This window comes from Rothia endophytica, assembly GCF_039543885.1.
Classification (GTDB): domain Bacteria; phylum Actinomycetota; class Actinomycetes; order Actinomycetales; family Micrococcaceae; genus Rothia; species Rothia endophytica.
Map to the genome: position 1 here is coordinate 906,988 of NZ_BAABKP010000001.1, position 19,804 is coordinate 926,791.

Annotated in this window: 18 protein-coding genes; 13 read left to right on the plus strand and 5 right to left on the minus strand. The window is 58.1% G+C overall.

Annotated features, from left to right (window positions below):
• Window positions 1-12: 12 nt before the first annotated feature.
• Together ABD982_RS04075 and ABD982_RS04080 are read left to right on the plus strand one after the other, a co-directional pair.
• Window positions 13-1,098, plus strand: coding sequence for an NAD(P)H-dependent glycerol-3-phosphate dehydrogenase (locus tag ABD982_RS04075; protein WP_345444950.1), 1,086 nt, complete (start codon window positions 13-15; stop codon window positions 1,096-1,098).
• 63 nt (window positions 1,099-1,161) lie between these two features.
• Window positions 1,162-2,289 carry a D-alanine--D-alanine ligase family protein gene (locus ABD982_RS04080; protein ID WP_251378948.1) on the plus strand — a complete coding sequence of 376 codons (1,128 nt, stop codon included), beginning with the start codon at window positions 1,162-1,164 and terminating at the stop codon, window positions 2,287-2,289.
• 66 nt (window positions 2,290-2,355) lie between these two features.
• Here the strand turns inward: ABD982_RS04080 and ABD982_RS04085 are convergent, their stop codons facing one another.
• Window positions 2,356-2,895, minus strand: coding sequence for a DUF3515 domain-containing protein (locus ABD982_RS04085; RefSeq protein WP_345444953.1), 540 nt, complete (start codon window positions 2,893-2,895; stop codon window positions 2,356-2,358).
• A gap of 144 nt (window positions 2,896-3,039) precedes the next feature.
• On the opposite strand from ABD982_RS04085, the gene ABD982_RS04090 reads away from it, so the two are divergent.
• The 6 genes from ABD982_RS04090 to ABD982_RS04115 all read left to right on the plus strand — a co-directional run bounded on the left by ABD982_RS04090 (window position 3,040) and on the right by ABD982_RS04115 (window position 10,024).
• Window positions 3,040-3,972 carry a hypothetical protein gene (locus tag ABD982_RS04090; RefSeq protein ID WP_345444955.1) on the plus strand — a complete coding sequence of 311 codons (933 nt, stop codon included), beginning with the start codon at window positions 3,040-3,042 and terminating at the stop codon, window positions 3,970-3,972.
• Window positions 3,973-3,992: 20 nt separating this feature from the next.
• Window positions 3,993-5,009 (plus strand): thiamine-phosphate kinase, encoded by a 1,017-nt coding sequence (gene thiL, locus ABD982_RS04095; protein ID WP_345444957.1) that lies wholly within the window; start codon window positions 3,993-3,995, stop codon window positions 5,007-5,009.
• Window positions 4,990-5,928 carry a DAK2 domain-containing protein gene (locus ABD982_RS04100; protein ID WP_345444959.1) on the plus strand — a complete coding sequence of 313 codons (939 nt, stop codon included), beginning with the start codon at window positions 4,990-4,992 and terminating at the stop codon, window positions 5,926-5,928. The genes thiL and ABD982_RS04100 overlap by 20 nt, the downstream gene beginning before the upstream one ends.
• A complete protein-coding gene (locus tag ABD982_RS04105; protein ID WP_345444961.1) occupies window positions 5,925-8,762 on the plus strand; it encodes an ATP-dependent DNA helicase RecG in 2,838 nt (945 codons plus the stop codon). Before ABD982_RS04100 ends, ABD982_RS04105 begins: the two co-directional genes overlap by 4 nt.
• Window positions 8,763-8,870: 108 nt before the next feature.
• Complete coding sequence (gene rsmD, locus ABD982_RS04110; RefSeq protein WP_345444963.1) at window positions 8,871-9,434, plus strand: 16S rRNA (guanine(966)-N(2))-methyltransferase RsmD; 564 nt, start codon at window positions 8,871-8,873, stop codon at window positions 9,432-9,434.
• A 20-nt stretch (window positions 9,435-9,454) separates the two neighbouring features.
• A complete protein-coding gene (locus ABD982_RS04115; RefSeq protein WP_251378941.1) occupies window positions 9,455-10,024 on the plus strand; it encodes an LURP-one-related/scramblase family protein in 570 nt (189 codons plus the stop codon).
• Here the strand turns inward: ABD982_RS04115 and ABD982_RS04120 are convergent.
• Window positions 10,021-11,232, minus strand: coding sequence for an aminotransferase class I/II-fold pyridoxal phosphate-dependent enzyme (locus tag ABD982_RS04120; protein ID WP_345444966.1), 1,212 nt, complete (start codon window positions 11,230-11,232; stop codon window positions 10,021-10,023). The two genes, ABD982_RS04115 and ABD982_RS04120, sit on opposite strands and share 4 nt — an antisense overlap.
• Before the next feature lie 117 nt (window positions 11,233-11,349).
• Between ABD982_RS04120 and coaD the strand changes: the two genes are divergently transcribed.
• From coaD to mutM, 5 genes are all read left to right on the plus strand, one after another.
• Window positions 11,350-11,826, plus strand: coding sequence for a pantetheine-phosphate adenylyltransferase (gene coaD, locus ABD982_RS04125; RefSeq protein WP_345444968.1), 477 nt, complete (start codon window positions 11,350-11,352; stop codon window positions 11,824-11,826).
• A gap of 264 nt (window positions 11,827-12,090) precedes the next feature.
• Window positions 12,091-12,573, plus strand: a complete 483-nt coding sequence (locus ABD982_RS04130) for a YceD family protein (protein WP_346873239.1) — start codon at window positions 12,091-12,093, stop codon at window positions 12,571-12,573.
• A gap of 33 nt (window positions 12,574-12,606) precedes the next feature.
• Window positions 12,607-12,810 (plus strand): 50S ribosomal protein L32, encoded by a 204-nt coding sequence (gene rpmF, locus ABD982_RS04135; RefSeq protein ID WP_237203960.1) that lies wholly within the window; start codon window positions 12,607-12,609, stop codon window positions 12,808-12,810.
• 38 nt (window positions 12,811-12,848) lie between these two features.
• The gene (gene rnc, locus ABD982_RS04140) at window positions 12,849-13,508 is read left to right on the plus strand and encodes a ribonuclease III (RefSeq protein ID WP_345444971.1); all 660 of its coding nucleotides are present in this window, start codon (window positions 12,849-12,851) and stop codon (window positions 13,506-13,508) included.
• A gap of 154 nt (window positions 13,509-13,662) precedes the next feature.
• Complete coding sequence (gene mutM, locus ABD982_RS04145; RefSeq protein ID WP_345444973.1) at window positions 13,663-14,649, plus strand: bifunctional DNA-formamidopyrimidine glycosylase/DNA-(apurinic or apyrimidinic site) lyase; 987 nt, start codon at window positions 13,663-13,665, stop codon at window positions 14,647-14,649.
• A gap of 138 nt (window positions 14,650-14,787) precedes the next feature.
• On the opposite strand, the gene ABD982_RS04150 is transcribed toward mutM, so the two are convergent.
• The 3 genes from ABD982_RS04150 to ABD982_RS04160 form a co-directional block, all read right to left on the minus strand.
• Window positions 14,788-15,849 carry an NAD-dependent epimerase/dehydratase family protein gene (locus tag ABD982_RS04150; RefSeq protein ID WP_345444974.1) on the minus strand — a complete coding sequence of 354 codons (1,062 nt, stop codon included), beginning with the start codon at window positions 15,847-15,849 and terminating at the stop codon, window positions 14,788-14,790.
• On the minus strand, window positions 15,843-18,563 hold the full coding sequence (locus ABD982_RS04155) for an alpha/beta fold hydrolase (RefSeq protein ID WP_345444976.1): 2,721 nt from the start codon (window positions 18,561-18,563) through the stop codon (window positions 15,843-15,845). Before ABD982_RS04155 ends, ABD982_RS04150 begins: the two co-directional genes overlap by 7 nt.
• 95 nt (window positions 18,564-18,658) lie before the next feature.
• Window positions 18,659-19,690, minus strand: coding sequence for a 3-oxoacyl-ACP synthase III (locus tag ABD982_RS04160; RefSeq protein ID WP_251378933.1), 1,032 nt, complete (start codon window positions 19,688-19,690; stop codon window positions 18,659-18,661).
• Window positions 19,691-19,804 lie beyond the last annotated feature (114 nt).

A 19,804-nucleotide genomic window follows, 5' to 3' on the forward strand; every position in this document is an offset into this window, starting at 1 on the left:
AGAAAGGCAGATATGAGCACTTCTCTTCCACCAAAAGTAGCTGTTCTTGGTGCCGGTAGCTGGGGCACTGCCTTTGCCAAAGTAGTGGCGGATGCAGCTACCGCTGCGGAAAGTAACCGTCGGGTGGTGCTCTGGGGCCGTAAACCAGACGCTATGGCGCAGATGGCCAGCACTCGTATTAACGAACCCTACTTCCCGCGGGTAAAGCTACCGGATAATCTGGAGTTCACTTCAGATGTGGAACAAGCACTACATGGCGCTCACATCGTTGTTCTGGCGATTCCAGCTCAGGCGCTCCGAGCGCAGCTTGAAGTTTTTGCGCCTCTCCTCGAGCCTGACGCGGTTCTGGTTTCACTCGCCAAGGGCCTCGAGATGGGCAGTGGTCTGCGCATGAGTGAAGTGATTATTGAAGTACTTCAGGGCAACCTAGTTGCCATCGACGCTCCCCTTGAAACTATTTCTGGGGTCACTGACCGAGTTACCGTGCTTTCTGGGCCCAACCTTGCCAAAGAAATTATCGTTGAGCAGCCCACCACCTCCGTGGTGGCAGCTACCACTCTGGAAACAGCTCAGAAAGTAGCTTCAATTTGCGCAGCAAACTACTTCCGCCCCTACACCAACACCGATATTATCGGTGTTGAAATCGGCGGGCTGGTTAAGAACGTCATCGCGCTTTGCGTAGGAATGTGCGAAGGGAAGCAGTACGGGGACAACTCAAAAGCTTCGGTGATGACGCGTGGACTAGCAGAAACAACCCGTCTTGCCCTGGCACTGGGCGGTAAACTGGAGACCATGAGCGGACTTGCTGGCATGGGCGACCTCATCGCTACCTGCTCATCCCCGCTCTCGCGCAACCACACCGCTGGCCGCCTCCTCGCAGAAGGTATAGAGCCAGACCAACTGCATACCGTTATGAGCCAGACCGCTGAATCCATAAAATCAGCTCCGGTTGTGGCAGAACTCGCGCGAAAAGTGGGGGTCGCCATGCCTATCACTGAAGCAGTGGTAGAAGTTTTGAACCGTACAATATCAGTTGAGCAACTGGCACCGGCACTGCTGGGTAGAGCGCTTAAATCAGAGAGCGATCACATTAGCTAGCGGTCGCCGAATAAGGCCAGTTCAATCTACCGATCGTCTCAGACCACCTATCGTAAGGATGCCATGACTCTTTCGAGCCAGAAGCCCACCGTCGCACTCCTGTGTGGTGGCCGCTCATCGGAGCACTCGATTTCTTTGATTACCGCCCGCGGTGTGCTTGGAGCTATCGATTATGAAAAGTACAACGTCGTCACCATTGGTATTACCCGCGATGGGCGTTGGTTTTTGACCGATGAAGATTTTCTAAACCGCCTGCTGGAAGAAAACGCACTGGCAGACTTCCCGGCTGAGGGCAAGCAGGTTTTTCTTCCCCTGGGCGGGGGAGACAACCGCCTGCGACTCATTGATTCCAAGGACGAGACCCACGTTGAAATGGGCCCTGCCATTGACGTGGTATTCCCGCTGCTGCACGGCCCCTTTGGTGAGGACGGAACCGTTCAGGGTCTGCTAGAGATGGCTGACCTGCGCTACGTGGGCTGCGGTGTGGCGTCCTCAGCCATAGGCATGGACAAACACTTCATGAAAGTTGCTTTTGAAGCCGCCGGTCTGGAAGTTGGGCCCTATGAAGTAATCACCCACCGCCAGTGGGTACAGAACCCTGGCCAAGCCCGTGAACGCATCCAGGCGCTAGGCTACCCAGTCTTCGTAAAACCCGCACGCGCTGGATCATCCTTCGGCATTACCAAGGTGAATTCTGCTGAGCAGCTCGATGCCGCCATTGAAGAAGCGCACAAATATGACCCTAAACTTGTCATCGAAGCGGGAATCCTGGGGCGAGAAATTGAGTGCGCGGTGCTCGATGGCCATCGATCAGCTAACCCGCTGGCTTCACATCCCGGTGAAATCGTGATGATGGATCGGGAACACAGCTTCTATGATTTCGAGTCTAAGTACGTCTCTAAGACCAGCGCTGAAACCCGCTGCCCCGCAGACCTACCTACCGACGTCGCCCAGCAGCTGCGAGAGCTAGCCGTAGAAGCTTTCCTGGCAGTAGACGGGGAGGGCCTGTGCCGCGCCGACTTCTTCTACACAGAAGACGGGCACCTGGTGATTAACGAAGTTAACACGATGCCAGGCTTTACCCCCATTTCCATGTATAAGACCATGTGGGAGAACACCGGGGTGAGCTACGCTCAACTGATTGATGAACTGATCACCCTGGCTCTTGAACGCCCGCTAGGCCTGCGCTAAGACAAAACCCCGCGTTATCATTTACCAGTGAAAACGCGGGGTTTTGTTTTGTGTATTTATTGCTGTTTAGGCAGATGATTCAGCAGTCTCTATATCAGAGAGAGTGTCATCAATATTGGTGCATTCTTGCTGCTGAGGAATTTGGCCCACCGCCGAAGCAATTTCTGCCAGCAGGGTTGATGAGGAAATTTGGTCAGCATCGAAGGTGATCTGGAGGGCGGGTGTACGGCCGAACGTCTCCGCTACCCAGGTGCCCGTGGCGCTTTGCTTACCACTTTCAGCCATTTGTTCATCGGCTGGTTTGATGATCCAATCGATACCATTGACCGAAGCGCAGGGGTCTGCAATTGGTGCGGTCGGCAAACTGACCCCGCATTTAAGAACGGCCACGGTCGGCTCGCCCCAGGCAGTAGTGCCCTGAGCGGTGGTCTCACGCTGATCAAAACCGCCGAGCGTTTCAGGCATAGCGACCATAGCGTAGGCGCAGACCGGATTGGCTGCGTCCTCAGCAGGTTGGAGGTTAACAGCTCGCGGGCCGCAACCCGAAAAAGCGAGAGATAAAGAGCAGACTACGGTAAGAAGGGTGGTCTTTTTGAGTGTGTTCACCCAACCATTCTAACGCCTGCCTGTCTATCTATATGATGCCCTCACGCCGAGCATGTTGAACCCAACATTTCAACTGAAGGTAACATTCGGTAGGGTAGTACAAAAGATTTAGGTAACTGAGACTGTGTGAAAGGGGATGATCGGATGCGTCGTATACGCAATGCACTAACCGTTGCCGGGGCACTTGGTGTCATGGTGCTACCCGTGGCAACGGCAATGGAAACAGTTCCTGCACCAGAGGCAACAACGACCCCGAGCGCAACTGCAACTGCTTCACCGACCCCCACATCTTCTCGCAGCGCCCCCGCTGAAGTTACTCCCGGCACCCCCTCGCCGCAGCAACCGACGTCCTCTCCTGAGCTAACCTCTGAGCCAACGCCTGCCCCAACTTCTGCCCCAACGTCTGAGCCAACGCCTGCCCCAACTTCTGCCCCAACGCCTGACCCAACCTCTGAACCAACGCCTGACCCCGAACCTAGCGAGGCTCCCAGTACGGTGCCGGCGTCGCCTCAGCCCAGCACGCAACCAACTGAAGAGGTGGAATCCGTCCCTGCACTGCCTCAGCCGAGTGACGAGGCTCAGCCCCTGCGACCTGCACCTCAGCAAAGCACTGAAGAAGCTCAGGGGTCTGTGGCTGCTCTTTCCCCTTGGACGCTCGACTCAACCTTCAATAGCGATCGTACAATCGGCGTTATTACCCCTCCGCTTGCTCCCGTAGATTCTCGCGAAGCCACCGCAGTGGCTTCTGGCAGGCTACCTGCATCTGTTCTTGGGCTCACCAATCCTCAGTACGTTGAACGGCAAAGCTATGATGGCACCTTAGGGTGGGTTGAAGGTTTTCTTAATTCCAATAGCGACCCCTCGCCCCGCTCTGACTCCAGCACCGCTGCCGGTGTGGTGGGAGCAGAAGCGCGTGAAGGCGGCGTTAGCTCCATGCCCAGTGGTAACGTTTTTGAACGAGGTATAGCCATTGTGAGCGGTTCTGGCCCGCTCGTGGTTTTCACCGGAATTGCAGCATGTGGGCTTCTGCTCATCGTGGGCAACTTTATGCGCCAGAGTCGAACCGACAAACGTTAGGTAAGGGTAACCACCCCATCATGCAAAGAGCACGAGACGTCAGTGAGGACGAGCTGCTAGAGGCCTTCTTACCCATCATTAAAAGTCATAACACCAAGGCTGACCGTCTCGTGCTTGGCCCTGGTGACGACTGTGCTGTGCTTGAACTACGCGACGGGTTGACAGTGATCACCACCGATACCCAAACAGAAGACCAAGATTTCCGACGCACGTGGGCCAATGGCATGGTAACAAGCGGCTACGATGTGGGGTGGAAGGCTGCGACTCAGAACCTGGCTGATATTGCTGCCATGGGGGCCGCCCCACAGACCCTGCTCATTTCTCTGACACTCACCCCAGATACGCCCGTGACGTGGGTAGAGGACTTTGCCCGCGGGGTGACCGAGGCCTGCACCGCCCAGGGCGCTGAGAAGTGCAGTATTTCTGGTGGAGATTTAGGAGCCGGAAGCGAGATTTCGGTGACGGTTACTGCTGTAGGAACCTGCCTCGCCCCGGTCCTTCGCAGCGGGGCTCAAACCGGGGACGCACTCGTCCTGGCCGGAGCGGTGGGCACCGCCGCCGCTGGCCTAGCCTTGTTAGAGAACTCTTCTAGCTACCAGCTCACCCCCGGGCTGTCTGCTTGTATTGAAGCTCAGCAAAGACCGTGCTCACCGCTAGCCAGCGGTGCCGCTGCAGCTCACCAACTCACTGCCATGCTTGACGTTTCAGATGGCCTGCTGCGTGATGCTGGGAGAATAGCCCGAGCGTCCTGCGTTAACATTGATATAGACGCTGCTGCTCTATCGCCCTGGGTCGCCAGGGTCCAGGAGACAGCAGATCTGTGCAGGGCACCAAGCCAGAGCGCCGATGACCTCGCCCTGCACTGGGTGCTAACCGGTGGGGAAGACCACGGTCTGCTGGCGACTTGCCCGGCAGACGCCGTGCCCGCTGGCTTCACCCAGATTGGTAGGGTGACCCAGCCGGGAGGCTCCGTGACCGTTGATGGAAAAACTTACCGTGCGAAGGGGTGGGACCACTTTGAAGCAACTGCCCGCTAACTGGTGGCTGCCCTGGCTGGTGCGCGCTCGCACCCTGCTGGTTGAACACCGAAACTTACTTAACCGCATCAATGTTTTTCCCGTAGCTGACGCTGATACAGGAACTAACCTCGTTGCAACCGTAGGGCGGGCAGCTGATACCGCGGGACTAGCCGATGAACCTGATTTCGCAACCGCCGCACGCGCTGCTTTGCGAGGTGCACGGGGAAACTCTGGCACTCTAGTCTCAGTGTGGTTGCTGGGCTTAGCCGGTGAGCTGGAGGGGCTTGATTGTCCAGATGTAGTCCAGCTACATCATGCCCTGTTAGCAGGTGCCCAGCGCGCCCAGAGCGCGCTCAGTCAGCCCGCTGAGGGAACCGCTCTCACCGTGATGTCAGCCTTAGCCGCCGTACCGCCTACAGAAAATTTTGGGGGCTACCTGGCCAAGCTGGTGGATGCAGCTGAATCGACTGTACGGCAAAGCGCCCATGCTGAGCACGCCCGTCATGGTTGGGTGGATTCAGGTGCCCTCGGAATGCTGCTCGTAACTGCTGCTCTGTACTCCGCGATAACCGCTACAGAGGCTACCGCTGACTACTCTGATCTTCTGGTTCTTCCCCCTGCTTTTGAAGGCAAAAAACTGCTTGATTCAGAGGTTGCTGGTGCTAGGACACAACCTCAAGTGGAGGTGATGTGCACCATGCAGTTGCCGGTCTATGAAGTTACCGCCCTACGTAGCGCCCTGGATACTATTGGGGATTCTGTGTCCATCGCTCAGGTGTGCGCAGGACATGAGGCTCTCTGGGCTATTCACGTGCACGTTGCCAAAGAGAGGGATGCTCTGCGAGTCTTAGAAGCCGCGGGTGAGCCTCAGGACGTGCGGGTGACAGCCTTAGACACCGCTGAGCATCAGGAGCGACATGCCGGAGAACTTGCATGAGCGATGACGCTCTTTTTGATGTGCCGGTTAGTGGCACAACAACCAACTCGGGCAAGGCGCGGGAGCAGAAAGCTTCGACAGGTGAAGCTAGAAAAAAACCGAGCAAAACTACCCGCCGCGTCACGGCGAGCGCCAAGACTGGGCAAGTGTCCAGCTCTAAGTCTAAGAGCCCAGCTCAGACTAAAACCAGTGGCAAACCTGCCCGCCGCAGAACTAAAAAGACTGAGCCTCTGCCCGAGGAAGCGCGGCAGGCACTGGCCCGTTATGCTGCCGAAGACCGCTTAGAGAACGCTAAGCTCAGCACCTATCTGGGGCCAACGACGGCTAAATCCTTGAAGACCCATCTGGGCCTTGAAACGGTGGGTCAGTTACTGGAGTACTACCCGCGAAAATACCTGCCTCGCGGGGAGCTAACCTCTTTTAGCTCCCTGCTCGAAGGGCAAGAAGCAACCATCGTGGCTAAGGTGTTGAGGGTGACCACCCGCACCATGGCTTCCCGGCGCGGCTCCATCACCGAAATCACCATCACCGACCACCTTGGCGGCGACGAAATCGAGCCTACCCAAGAACCTTCCGTTAGCTTTGCCGTCCAGTATGGGCGCGCCAATACGGACATCCCTAACCCCAACGCCTACCGTGGAGCTGCCGCACCCGCGACGGTAACCGGGCCCTACAGCAACCCCCGCATTACCGGCTCAGCTGGCTACGCAGCTGGTGCCGCCGGCTATGCAGATACTTACGGTGCATCTGCCAGTTACAACCCCGGTGCCGTCTTTGGGGGTTATGCAACTGACAGCTACGCCATGGTGGGCAATCAGCGCACCATGACGCTCTCATTCTTTAATGCCTGGACGGCTGCCCGTGAGATTCATGAAGGCGACCAGGTGATGTTTTCGGGCAAGATAGGCACCTATCGGGGCGAGCTGACCCTGACGAACCCTCACTATGCGGTGCTCACCGACCGTAGCGCTCCTGAACCGGTGGGGGAGCAGGCCATTGAGCGTGCCCGAGCTAAAGCCGGCGCACCCATCCCCGTCTACCGGGCCAGCCCCAAATGTCCGACTGACCGTGTTGCTGCGGCGGTCGAAACCCTGCTAGATGCAGCGCCGCTTAACGAGCTCGAAGACTCAGTGCCCTATACCGTGCGTCGAGCCCGCAAAATACCCTCCCTGCAGTGGACCTACCGCGCTGTCCATACTCCCGATACCGAGGAAACCTGGCGAGCTGCCCAGCACTCCCTGCGCTATCGCGAAGCCTTTGTGCTCCAAAGCGCTCTAGCCCGCATTCGGGCAGCCAGGGCAGCACACCAGACGCTTGCCCGCCCCTTTGTGCCCGGCGCTCACGCTGACCGCCTGCTCACCCTGTTACCCTATAAACTCACCGAAGGGCAGCAGAAGGTCGGCGATGAAATCAAAGCTGATCTGGCATCAACCGTGCCGATGAACCGTTTGCTCCAAGGCGATGTGGGATCAGGCAAAACTGTGGTTGCCCTGCGTGCCATGCTGCAGGTTGCTGATAACTCTGCACAATCCGCACTGCTAGCACCCACCGAAGTACTGGCAGAACAGCACTATCGCTCGGTCTGCGAGATTCTGGGCGACCTTCTCGATACTTCACCCTTGGACGCGGCACCCCTCGATACCGTGCAGGACAAGTTGGCCCCCGCCGCGGCGTCCTCATCAAAAGCTAGCGGCAAAGTGCGGGTGCTACTTCTGACTGCATCTCTGAAGACTAAGGCCAAGCGAGAGACCCTTCTAGCTATCGCCTCTGGTGCTGCGGATGTCGTCATTGGCACCCACGCCCTGTTAGCCGAGGCTGTGCGGTTCGCTAACCTGGGCCTGGTGGTGGTCGATGAGCAGCACCGTTTTGGTGTGGAACAGCGCGATGCCCTGCGCGGCCCGGGCGGCGAGCTGCCCCACCGACTGGTGATGACGGCAACCCCCATTCCCCGCACCGTTGCCATGACGGTCTTTGGTGACCTCGACACGTCCGTGCTGGATCAGCTCCCGGCTGGCCGCCAGAAAATATCGACCTACGTGGTGCCACTGGCCGAAAAACCCTCCTGGGGCGAGCGTCTGTGGCAACGGGCTCGGGAAGAGATTGACGCGGGCCATCAGGTCTATGTGGTGGTCCCCAAAATTGGGGGGACCGATGCCCCCAAAGACCTTGAAGCGGGGGAGACCCTTTTCGGTTCAGGCGCGCAGGAGAGCGCCCGTGACGCCCTGGCCTCCGTAGAATCCGTACTCGAACAGCTAGAAGATACCCCCGTTCTGGCAGGCACCCGCATCGCTGGCTTGCACGGGCGGATGGACACGGCCGAGAAAAACCGGGTCATGACCGAGTTCAGCGATGGTCAACTTGACCTGCTGGTCTCAACCACCGTGATTGAAGTGGGTGTTAACGTCCCCAACGCCACGCTCATGATTATCATGGACGCCGACCGCTTTGGCATCTCGGGGCTGCACCAGTTGCGTGGGCGTATTGGCCGAGGTTCACTCCCCGGTACCTGCCTGCTGGTGACTAAGCAACCGGCGGAGGGGGTCTCACGTGAGCGTCTCACCGCCGTTGCCAGCACGACCGATGGCTTTGAGCTCTCCCGCATCGACCTGGAGCAGCGGCGCGAAGGCGACATTCTGGGGGCTGCACAGTCGGGTAAGAAATCCACTCTCAAACTGCTGCGCGCCCTGACCGATGCCAAGCTGATTGAAAGGGCCCGGGCGGACGCCTTTGCCCTCATTGAGACTGACCCCACCCTGGCCGCGCACCCCGACTTGGCGCGCACCATCGACCGGGCGTTGGACGCAGACCGCGAAGCATTTTTGGGCAGGGGCTAGGAGCTCTGCTTAGCCGCTGTCTTCCTAGCTCCTTCTGTCAGGGTGCGGTGTTGCCCGGCTTTGGACTAGGCTAGAGGCACCACCCTTCCCTCACCTTTTGGAGTCATTGTGAGCCGTATTGTCTCAGGTCTTGCCGGCGGTTTGCGCCTGGCCAGTGTGCCCGGTGATAACACCCGCCCCACCACTGACCGGGTGAAAGAAGCCCTTTTTTCTCGACTTGAGGGCTACGGGCTCACCCAGGGGGTGCGAGTACTGGACCTCTTTGGCGGCTCAGGTGCACTGGGGTGCGAGGCTCTCTCCCGCGGAGCTGTGCACGCTGATTTCGTGGATCACCACCCCAAAGCCATTACTGCTATTGAAAAGAACAGCGCAGCCGTGGCAAAAGCTGGTGGCGGTAGCTCCCGCGTGCACAAGATGACCGCCCGCAGCTACCTGAACACCTACCGGGGAGAGCCCTGGGACGTTGTCTTTGTAGACCCGCCCTACTCAGTGGATAACGAGGAGCTGGTCGAGCTCCTTACCACTCTTGCCCAACACCTGGCCGATGGTGCGGTGATAGTGGTTGAACGGGCTGCCCGCACTGGCGAGCCCGTTTGGCCCAGCACCCTCGAAAAGTTTGCTGACAAAAAATACGGCGAAACAGTGCTCTACTATGTGGAGTCAGCCACCTAGCCTCTTGCTAGGCTAAGGGCATGAGCAAGAACGATGACACTCCCCAGCTTTTGACCAGTAACACCCTGGTTTTTCAGCAGACCAGTAGCATGCTGAGCAACGACTTCAGAATTGAGGACGCTGCCGGCAACCTGGTCGGTCAGGTGCTTACCACCGGCGGGGTCGGGGCACGCCTGTTTAGAGGAAGTCGAACCTTCGACCTGCTCGATGAACGCGGTAACCTTCTACTTCACATCAAGGACCCCTTCGACATGGGCTTTGACCGCTACGAACTCATCACCCCCGATGGCTCCTTGCTGGCTAACGTGCGGAAACAATTCTCTATGATGCGCAAGCGTTTGAGCATCGAAATGCCTGGTCTGACTCTGGAACTAGCCGGTAGCATCCTCGAATACGACTTCTCCATTCGCACCGGCGAAAGGGTAGCTGCCCAGGTGAGCCGTCAGTGGGGCGGGGTTGTGGCCGGTTTACGCGGGCGTAGCCGCTACTCGACGTCCTTCGATCCCGACGCACCAGAGCCCGTTCGCCTCGCCATGGTGGGTGCACTAATTGCACTTGACCTGATGCGAGCTAAGGACGCCCGTAACTAGTGAGCGGTAAACGCCAGCAGTCTGCTCACCGCTTCACGTAAGACCTCCGGCTTTTTGCAGAAGGCAAAGCGCACGTAGGAAGCAACCTGCGGGCGGAAGCCTTCGGTCACGAAAGCGGTCAGAGGAATGAGTGCTACCCCCGCCAACTGGGGCAGGGCCGCGCAGAGCTCTTGCGCATCAGCAAAGCCCTTGGCCTCTAGAACCTGAGAGACATCGGCTATGGCGAAGAAGGTGCCAGAGGGCTCCATCATCTGCCAGGGTGAACCTGCTAAGCCAGTGACCAGCAGGTTACGCTGAGCAGTGTAGTTATCCCTAAAATCTCGGTAGAAATCGTCACCCAACGCCACACCGGTTGCCGCAGCTACCTGTAGCGGAGCCGCGGCACTGTGGGAGAAATAGCCCTTGACCGGACGTACTGCTTCCAGCAGATGAGCCGGACCGGTGACCCAGCCCACCCGCCAACCGGTCAGGGAATGAGTCTTAGAAATAGCCGATACAGCCAGGGTTCGCTCGGCGGCGCCGGGCACAGTCTGGATGGGAGTAAAGTCCACACCGGGGTAGAAGAGATGCTCATAGACCTGATCAGCCAAAATGAGCGCGTCATACTGCTGCGCCAGGGCCACAATTTTCTCAAGAACCGACCGCGAAAAAACTGCTCCAGTGGGGTTATGCGGGTCATTGACCACAATCAAGCGGGTGCGCTCGCTGAACGCAGCCTCAAGAGCTTCCAGATTTGGCGTAAAAGTGGGAGGCAATAGCGGTACCGTTGTGACGTGTGCCCCAGTTAGAGCCACTGCCGCAGGGTAGAGGTCGTAGTAAGGCTCAAAGAGGATGACTTCTTCACCCGGTTCCACGAGCGCGCCAATAGAAGACGCCAGGGCCTCTGAGGCGCCAGCCGTCACCAGCACCTGGGTCTCGGGGTTTAGCTCAAGATCGTAAAAGCGCTGCTGGTGCTGGGCGATAGCCTCTCGCAGGGCAGGCAGCCCGGCAATCGTGGCGTACTGGTTGGCCCCTGCGCGCATAGCCTCAGCTGCGGCGTCCAACATCACCGCCGGCCCGTCGGTATCAGGGAAGCCCTGCCCCAGGTTAAGGGCTCCCTGCTGGTTAGCCAGAGCAGAGATTTCCTCAAAAATGGTAGACCGCCAAGAGCCATCAGCGCCCATCAGGCCCGCTGCCTGACCCACCCGTTCATACGCTCGCTGAACCACAAGAACCTCGCAAAACTCGGTAACAAACTCACTCCACTGTACCCAACACCTAAGCTCCAGCGTCCCCACCCTGTCACATAATGATCAGCCATCTCTCAGACTGCTAGGCTGGGAGGCATGCAATTGGTAGTCTGCCCCGGATCATTTGACCCTATCCATAACGGTCACGTAGAAGTCATTACTCGCGCCGCAAAGCTCTACGGCAGCGTTATTGTGGCGGTCGCGCACAACGCCAAAAAGACTTATCGCTTCACCCTTGAAGAACGCATCGCGATGGCAGAAGAAACCTTCGCCCTTTTCGACGATGTCACCGTAGAAGCCCTGCCAACTGACATGCTCCTGGCCGACTTCGTACGCTCACGCGGATCAATCCTTATGGTCAAAGGGGTGCGCAACGCCCAAGACTTTGAATATGAAGCACCCATGGCCAGCATGAACCGGCACGTTTCCGGTGTCGAAACAGTATTCTTTGCCGGGGACCCCAAACATAACCACCTTTCCTCCACCATCGTCAAAGAAGTTGCAGGGTACGGCGGGGACGTGCGCGCCTTCGTTCCGCGGGCCGTGCAGCGAGCCTTCGCCGAAGCCCAGTAGTAGATCGATCATAAACACGTTGAGCCAGGAGATAAGGACGAGGGAGTCACTCAAAGCTAGCTGACCCTCTTGCAGGGCAAAGGCATACCACCCCACTGTGTCAGGGGAAACAGCGTTAAAACCAAAGCAGGCTTGAATAGTCGCCGCTAGCCACCTAGAATTGGTTCTTGGTTTAAAACATTCTTGAGGGAGTTCGTCATTTCACGAAAAGATTCATCGCCCCTGAAGATCTCCGTGCGAGATCTCAGCAAACGACCGGGCAGCATGGAAACCCTTGAAGAAGTTGTGCCAGCACCAATTGACTTTGGTAACGCTCTAATTGGAGCGGAAGAGGGTGACGACATTGATCTCAATGTGCGCCTGGAATCCGTTTCAGATGGTATCTTGGTAACTGGTACTGCATTTGTCACCATGAACGGTGAATGCAGCCTCTGCCTAGACCCGGTTGAATTTGATATAACAGCCGATGTCCAAGAGCTTTTTGTCTTTGAGAAGGCACCTTCAGGTGGCCCCGAAGATGAAGTAGATGAGCAGTACGCCGTAGAGAACGATGAAATTGATCTCGAACCGGCACTGCGGGACGCCGTAATTCTACAATTGCCGTTCCAGCCTGTTTGCAGGGACTCCTGCCAGGGTTTGTGTTCCGAATGTGGAATCCGCCTGGAGGAAGACCCCGAGCATCACCACGAGGTACTAGACCCGCGGTGGAATTCGCTTTCTGCGTTGCTCGATGCAGACGACAAATAAAACTTAAGATAATTCAAGAGAAAAGAGATAGCTGTGGCTGTTCCCAAGCGGAAAATGTCCCGTGCTAACACCCGCGCACGTCGTTCCCAGTGGAAGGCGTCCGCTCCTCAGCTGGTCAAGACCGTTGAAAACGGTCGCGTAACCTACTCCCTGCCTCACCAGGCAAAGCTGGTTACTGACTCTGCAGGCACCGAACTCTTCTACGAGTACAAGGGCCGCAAGGTAGCTGACGCGTAAGTTTAGCGCTGATGAACAACTCTCAATCACAAGAGTTTATGAAACGCCTCGGTGTCGGTCTCGACTCCGAGGCGTTTCGTCTAGCAATGACTCACCGTTCTTACTCCTTTGAGAACGGAAACGTGCCCAACAACGAGCGTCTAGAGTTTCTAGGTGACTCGGTGCTCTCACTGGCGGTCGCCTCCGAACTCTATAAAAGGTTCCCTGACCTGGCTGAAGGTGAGCTGGTGAAGCGCCACCACGTGGTGGTCTCCACCCGAACCCTCGCCGCTCTAGCTCGCAAGCTGGGTCTTGGTCCCTGCATCCTTCTGGGGAAGGGCGAAACCAAGACCGGTGGTGCCGATAAAGACTCAATTCTTGCCGACACCATGGAGGCTGTCTTCGGCGCGGTTTACATCAGCCACGGTCCCGAACGCGCTCACCAGCTGGTGCTGGAACACGTGGGGCAGCTGCTGGATGACCAGAAAACTCTGAATATTGGCCGCGACTGGAAAACCGAGATTCAAGAGTACGCCGCTGCCGCTGGCACCGGTGAGCCTGTTTACCGCGTTGAGGGTACCGGCCCTGACCACGCCCGCCGCTATACCGCAACGGTGCTCCTGGCAGACAGGAAACTGGGGACCGGGCAGGGGACGAGCAAAAAGGAAGCCGAGCGCCTAGCGGCTGAGGCCGCCTACTACGCTATTCACGGCAGCTGATAATGGCTCCGCCATAAAATTTCATCGAAAGAACGTGCCTGGTACGTTCGAATGTACCGCCTCAGTGGTGTATTCGGGCCTAGCAGGCACGTTCTTTCTGTGCTGGCAGTACCTGCCGAGGCACAATAGGGGTGAGCTAAAGAAGGGGAGAGGTATGCCTGAATTACCCGAAGTTGAAGTGGTGCGCCGCGGTCTTGCGGGGCACACCTTGGGTGCCGCCATAGAGCGGGTCACCGTGGTGGACGGACGTTCGGTGCGTCGTCACTTGGCCGGTCCAGTTGATTTTATTCAGCAGCTTGAAGGCGCTATTATCGCTGATATTTGCCGGCGGGGTAAGTACCTTTGGGTCTTGCTCGCCCGTGATACTGAAGCTGTACTCAAGAATCAGGTGGAGCCGCTTGCCCTGGTCATACATCTGGGGATGAGCGGACAGGTGCTCCTCAAAGAACCCGCGATGACTGCTGAAAAACACCAAAAAATCGTGCTCAATTTGGCTGGCGGCACCGATGAAGCGGGGCAGAGCGGCGACCTCGACATGCGTTTTGTAGACCAGCGTATCTTCGGCGGAATGTTCCTCGATTCTCTGGTTGAAACAACTAACCGCGAGGGAGAGCCGATTCCGGCGGCATCCTCTAGTGCACTGAATCTGCCGCTGATTCCGGCATCGGTGGCTCACATAGCTCGTGACCCGCTAGACCCTCATTTTGACCTGGCTGAGGTGCGCAGCAAAATGCTGAAAACCTCGACCGGCATTAAAAAACTTCTACTAGATCAGTCCGTTATCTCAGGGGTGGGCAACATTTATGCAGATGAGGCGCTCTGGCGGGCCCGTCTACACTATGCCAAGCCTGCTAAAACGCTCAGCCCCGCCCAAACCCGAGAACTCATCGCCGGCGCCACTCGGGTGATGCAGGACGCCCTTGCCCAGGGTGGCACCAGCTTCGACGCTCTCTACGTCAACGTCAACGGAGAGTCAGGTTACTTCGACCGATCCCTCTTCGCTTACGGGCAGGCTGGCAAGCCGTGCGCACGCTGCCTTGAAGCGGGACGCACCAGCATCATGGTACGCGAACCCTTCGGAGGGCGGAGCTCCTACCGGTGCCCTCACTGTCAGCGTAGACCAAGAGGCAGTAAAGTTTAGGAAACAGCGGTTCTTTACCCATGGTTTTGTGCTCTCAGCCAGATGACCCTCTCGCCCGGTTCGCTAGCGTTCATGAGGAGATTCACGCCCGCCGGCGGCTTAAGATCCGCTGCTACTCACCTTGTGCGAGGTGCAGGTCTAGCGGCTGAACCGGTCTCCGTAGAAGATGCCCAGCTGAGTGTAGCCCTCTTCCAGGCTCACTGCGGGCGTCCAGTCCAGCAGTTGCTGGGTGAGGCTCTGATCAAACCAATGGGAGGTCGAGAGCTGCTCGGCTAGAAAACTTGTCATGGGCGGAATCTCATCCGTACCTCGGAGCGACCAGATTCTTTCCAGCGCCAGACCGAGACCCACCGCCAGGCGGGCAGGGAGCGAACGGGAGGGTGCAGGCACGCCGCAGGCGGTGCACATTCCAGCCAGAATCTCCGCTACCGTGCGTGGTTGCCCATTGGTAACCACCAGCGGGGTGCCGTGAATCTGCTCGAGACGCTGGTAGCCGCGCACAAAAGCGTCCGCAGCGTTATCAATATAGAGCGTGTCAATCAGGGCGGTGCCATTATTGAGCAGGGGCAGACGCCCGGCGGCGGCGCGTTCAAGGACACGCTCGACCAGCTGGGTATCACCGGGGCCCCAGACTAGGTGAGGGCGCAAGACGCCCACCCAGAAATCGGCTGAATCGTAGCTCAGTGCTAGTTGCTCAGCTGCTGCCTTAGAACGGGCGTAGTTACCCCGGGCATGCTCGGGGGATGCCGGTGGGTTACCCTCACCTTCAATGGCGCTGCCGGTATGGGCAACCGAGGGTGAGGACGTATTGAGGAACTTACGGATACCGGCTCCCCGCGCGGCGTCCAGCACCGTACGGGTTCCTTCAATATTGACTCGCTCGTAGTCAGCCCAGTCACCGACCACCGATACCTTAGCGGCCATGTGAATGACCCCATCCACACCATCTAAGGCTTGGCTGAGCACAGCTGCGTCATTGACCGAGCCGCGTACCTGCGAAAAACGATCGGTGACTGACTCCGGCAGTAACTCAGCGATGCCAGCATCCCCTCGCTGGAAAGCTCGAACATCGTAGCCAGCTCGCAGCAGAGCAAAGACGGTTTCTTTGCCCAACATGCCTGAAGCGCCAGTGAGTAGTACGCGTTCACCGAGGCGCGGCGCGATATCTGATACGGTGATGGGGCGCAATGAGACTACCATGCGATTACTCCCTTGCCCACGCGAGCCTTCTTGCCAGCCAATACCTTGCGAGCCCAGGTGGCTAGTACCGGGCGATCAATTTTGGAGTTATGGCGCACATCGGTGGGGTGCTCAGCGACCATCAGTACTGCAGAAACTTCGACACCGGTCTGTTCAAGTACCGCCTGGCGCACCCGCCGGGTCAGTTCGACAGGTGCCCGGCCGGCTCGGGTTTTCTTACCCTCAAAGCGAGGGCCAACCTCGGCAACAATCACCGGGGACGCCGCGCCTGTCTGCCCCACGGCAACGGCGGCAGCTCGGCGGACACCGGGTACCAGCTCTGCTGCCTGTTCCAGGGCAACGGGGGTCAGCACTCCCTGGCTGGTGACCAGCACGTGAGCTAGACGCCCTTCAACCCAGAGGCGACCAGCGGCATCAAAGTGCCCCACATCGCCGGTGCGATGCCACCCGGGGGTTGAGGTAGAGACACCTTCAGTTACCCAGAGGGTGTCGTAACGATCCTTTACGTGGGGTGCAGAGGCCAAGATTTCGCCTGTCACACTGGGTTCTTCCGTGACCTCAGCACTGGCAGAGCCATCGGCGAGCAAAGGAGCAATCTGCACTCGTGCACCGAAGACAGGACTGCCCACGCAGACACCCCCGCCAGCGCCCAGCATGCCGTCTGCGGCGTCCGCTTCTGCCTGCTGAATCGTCTCAAAGGAGACATCGGTGGTCGGCAGAGCCTCGGTCATGCCATAGGGGGTATGCAGGGCAGCTGCTGGCACAATGTCCTGCAGCTGAGCCAAGAGGGCGGAGGTAATGGGAGCACCAGCTGAGAGCACCGTGCCTACCTTGCCCAGGGCCTCCCGTTGTTGGGTGTTGAGGTCACCTGCGGTAGCAATGACGTTCATAATGGCCGCAGGGGAGACAAAAACAGTAGTGGCGTCGATAGCTGCCGCAGCCGATGCCAGGGCTGAAGCGGTGAGAGTTTTAGGCTTCGTGACATCCATGGTGGGGGTGACGCTGGTGGCGCCCAGTGCAGGTCCCAGCAGGGCAAAAGGCGCGAAGCCAGCTACTAGACCGTTGCCCGCCGCTAAATCGTAGGTGCCAGCAATGGCATCACGCATGGCAGCCAACTGACGGTGGGTGTAGACCACACCCTTAGCCGGACCAGTAGAGCCCGAGGTGTAAAGAATCGCGGCGTCCGCATCAGGTTGCGGGTAGGTGAGTTCGAAAGTAGAGGGCGTCTCAAAGTCGGTCACTGACCCCACAACTCCCAGAGCACGGGCTGCAGCCGGCTTGAGCGACGTAGCGGCGATACGAGTCCCGGGCCAACCCAGGGAACGGGCCGCAGCGAGGGCAGTGGGGATACCGATGAGCCAGGTGGGGCGGGCTCCCTTAAGTGCGCGTGTCATACCCTTGAGCCCCAGACCGGTATCAGCCACCACAATCACAGCTCCCAGCTTGAGGCAGGCGTACATGAGCGCGGTCAAATCAATACCGGGGGTCACCAGAAGATTTACTCGGTCACCGCGCTGCACGCCCAGCTTATGCAGGCCTGCGGCTATTCGGGTGACCTCGGCGTCCAACTGCTGCCAGGTGAGCTGCCGGGCAACGGAAGTGCCGTCACCGGCGGCGTCCATATCTACTACAGCGAGACTAGTATCTTTTGCACGTGCTTCAACCTCGGCAATCATCGGGCGGTAATCAGTGCTTACTGGGTTCAACTGTTCACGAGCTTGCACATGAAGAGAACGTGCTGTTTGCTGGCTGATGAAGTGCTGGTCCAGCCACTTAAGAATGGGGGTAGCAATATCTTCGTCTTCTGCCACCAAGTGGCTGGCATTCTCAAAACGGTGAATATCAGCTTGAGGTAAACGGGTGGCCACATCAGCCATGTAGCGGCGCTGGAAGACCGGATCTTTGGTACCCCAAAGCATGAGAGCAGGGACGTCCAGCCCCTTAATACCTTCAGCCACTCGCAGCATGGGTCGGTAGGAGGGCGCGGCCTCAGTAGCGGGAATATCCGCCACGAAATTGCGCACACCGCAGCGGTGCTCAGCGGTGGTGTAGGGCAGCTTATAGGTTTTCTTGACCTCTGCTGGCAGGCCGCCAGGTGCCTGGGCTAGCCCCAGCGTTACATCAATGAAGGCGGTGGAACCTCGGGTTGCCCAGGAGTGGAGGGTAGGGGAGAGAGCCGCCTGCAGGGCTACCGGGATTTTCTCGGCTGAATTGTGGAATACTGCGGTGTTGGTGAGTATGATGCCCGAAAGAATATCGCGGTGACCCAGCGCCCAGCCTAGAGAGATGAGACCGCCCCAGTCATGAGCCAAGGTAACCAGCGGTAAATCGGTAGAGTCAAGGCCCAGCGCGGCGGTGAAGTCGCCCAGGTCGGTAATGCGGTCAGCCAGTGAGCGTGCCAAGCCCGTGCGCTCTGAAAAGCCCATCTCTAGCTGATCGACAGCAACTACTCGCCAGGGCTGCTCGCCTTCGCTGGCAGCAGCCACTACAGACCGCCACAGGTAAGACCAGGTCGGGTTGCCGTGAACACAGAGCACGGTGCCCACTGGCTCTTTACCCGCGGATTTTAACGCGGCAAGGTTATCGAGGTAGTGCCAGGTACGCACGCTACCTTCAGCCTCAACCGAAGCAGTTGAGGGAATAGCCAGCGTGTGCGACCACTGTGGGTTAACGCCGGGCCAGTCAGAGGGGTGGGGGGTTAGCTTTTTAATCATTTTCAACCTCTATAGGTAACCAGCCCCGACTTTTCGCCAGGTGCCTTGTTCCAGGTGCCTTGCGCCATGCCAGGGTAGGCGTCCTCACACAATATCTACCAGGTGATTTCCATCAGGGCGGTATTCAAACCAGAACCAACACCCAGGCAGAGAATACGGTCACCCTTGCTGTACTTGACCGAATCTTCAGCCAGCGTCATGGGAAGAGCGGCCGCAGCCACGTTGCCCCATATTGGGAAGGTAAGGGGGAGGCGCTCGCGGTCCAAATCAACAGCCTCAATAATGGCATTGGTATGGGCATTAGAGATCTGGTGGGTGACGTAGGAGGTCATGTTGGACCAGTCCCAGCCGTTCTGGGAGGCCTCTTCCCAAGCCTCTGCCACCAGCGCTAAACCGTGCTTGAGCAGGCCCGCCGCATCGGTATTCATGCCCGTATCCGCTTCGCCGCCAACACACAGATCACGGTGTTCAGTGCCAGCACGGGTTACTGACCCCACAATCTTATGGGCATTGGGGTGCTGGTCTGAGCGTCCCAGTACTGCAGCCGCAGCACCAGAACCCAGGGTCAGGGTGGCAAATTGCGCCAGCACATCATCACGGGTGGAATCGGGGCGGCTTAGCTGACGCAGGGCAGTGGCGTGCCACGGTGAAGGATCCTCACCAGCAACAATCAGGGCGTAGTCAATGGCGCCCGCATCGATCATAGTCGATGCCACCGTCATAGCGTTCACAAAGCCCAAGCAGGCGTTGGTGATATCAAAAGTCAGAGCATGGCGGGGTAACCCCAAGCGGTCGTGAACACCCACGGCAACAGCCGGTTCAAAGTTATCGCGGGTTACCGAAGCATTAATGAGCAGACCCACCTGCTCCTTATCGATACCGGCAGCTGCGAGTGCCTGCTCACCGGCGGCCACCGCGCCGTCCTCAAAGGTCATGCCCTCGCCCCAGGAACGTCGTTCAGTAATACCTGCCAGTCGTTCCAGCAACCCCTTAGGCATTTTGAGACGCTGATAGGTCTGAGCCAACTGCTCATCAAAGTAGGAACTACTCACCGTGTGAGGGGGTAGCACTCGCGTGATGGAAATCAGCGACGCATTGCGGTGACGGATATCTGAGTTGGCAGTCATCTACTCTTCTAGCATGTCAGGTGGGCGAAAATGCACGCCCACCACACGGGCAGGCGCTTAACCAATTTATATTTTACGCCCCAAAATTTTAATATGCTTAATTGAGCTGACGGG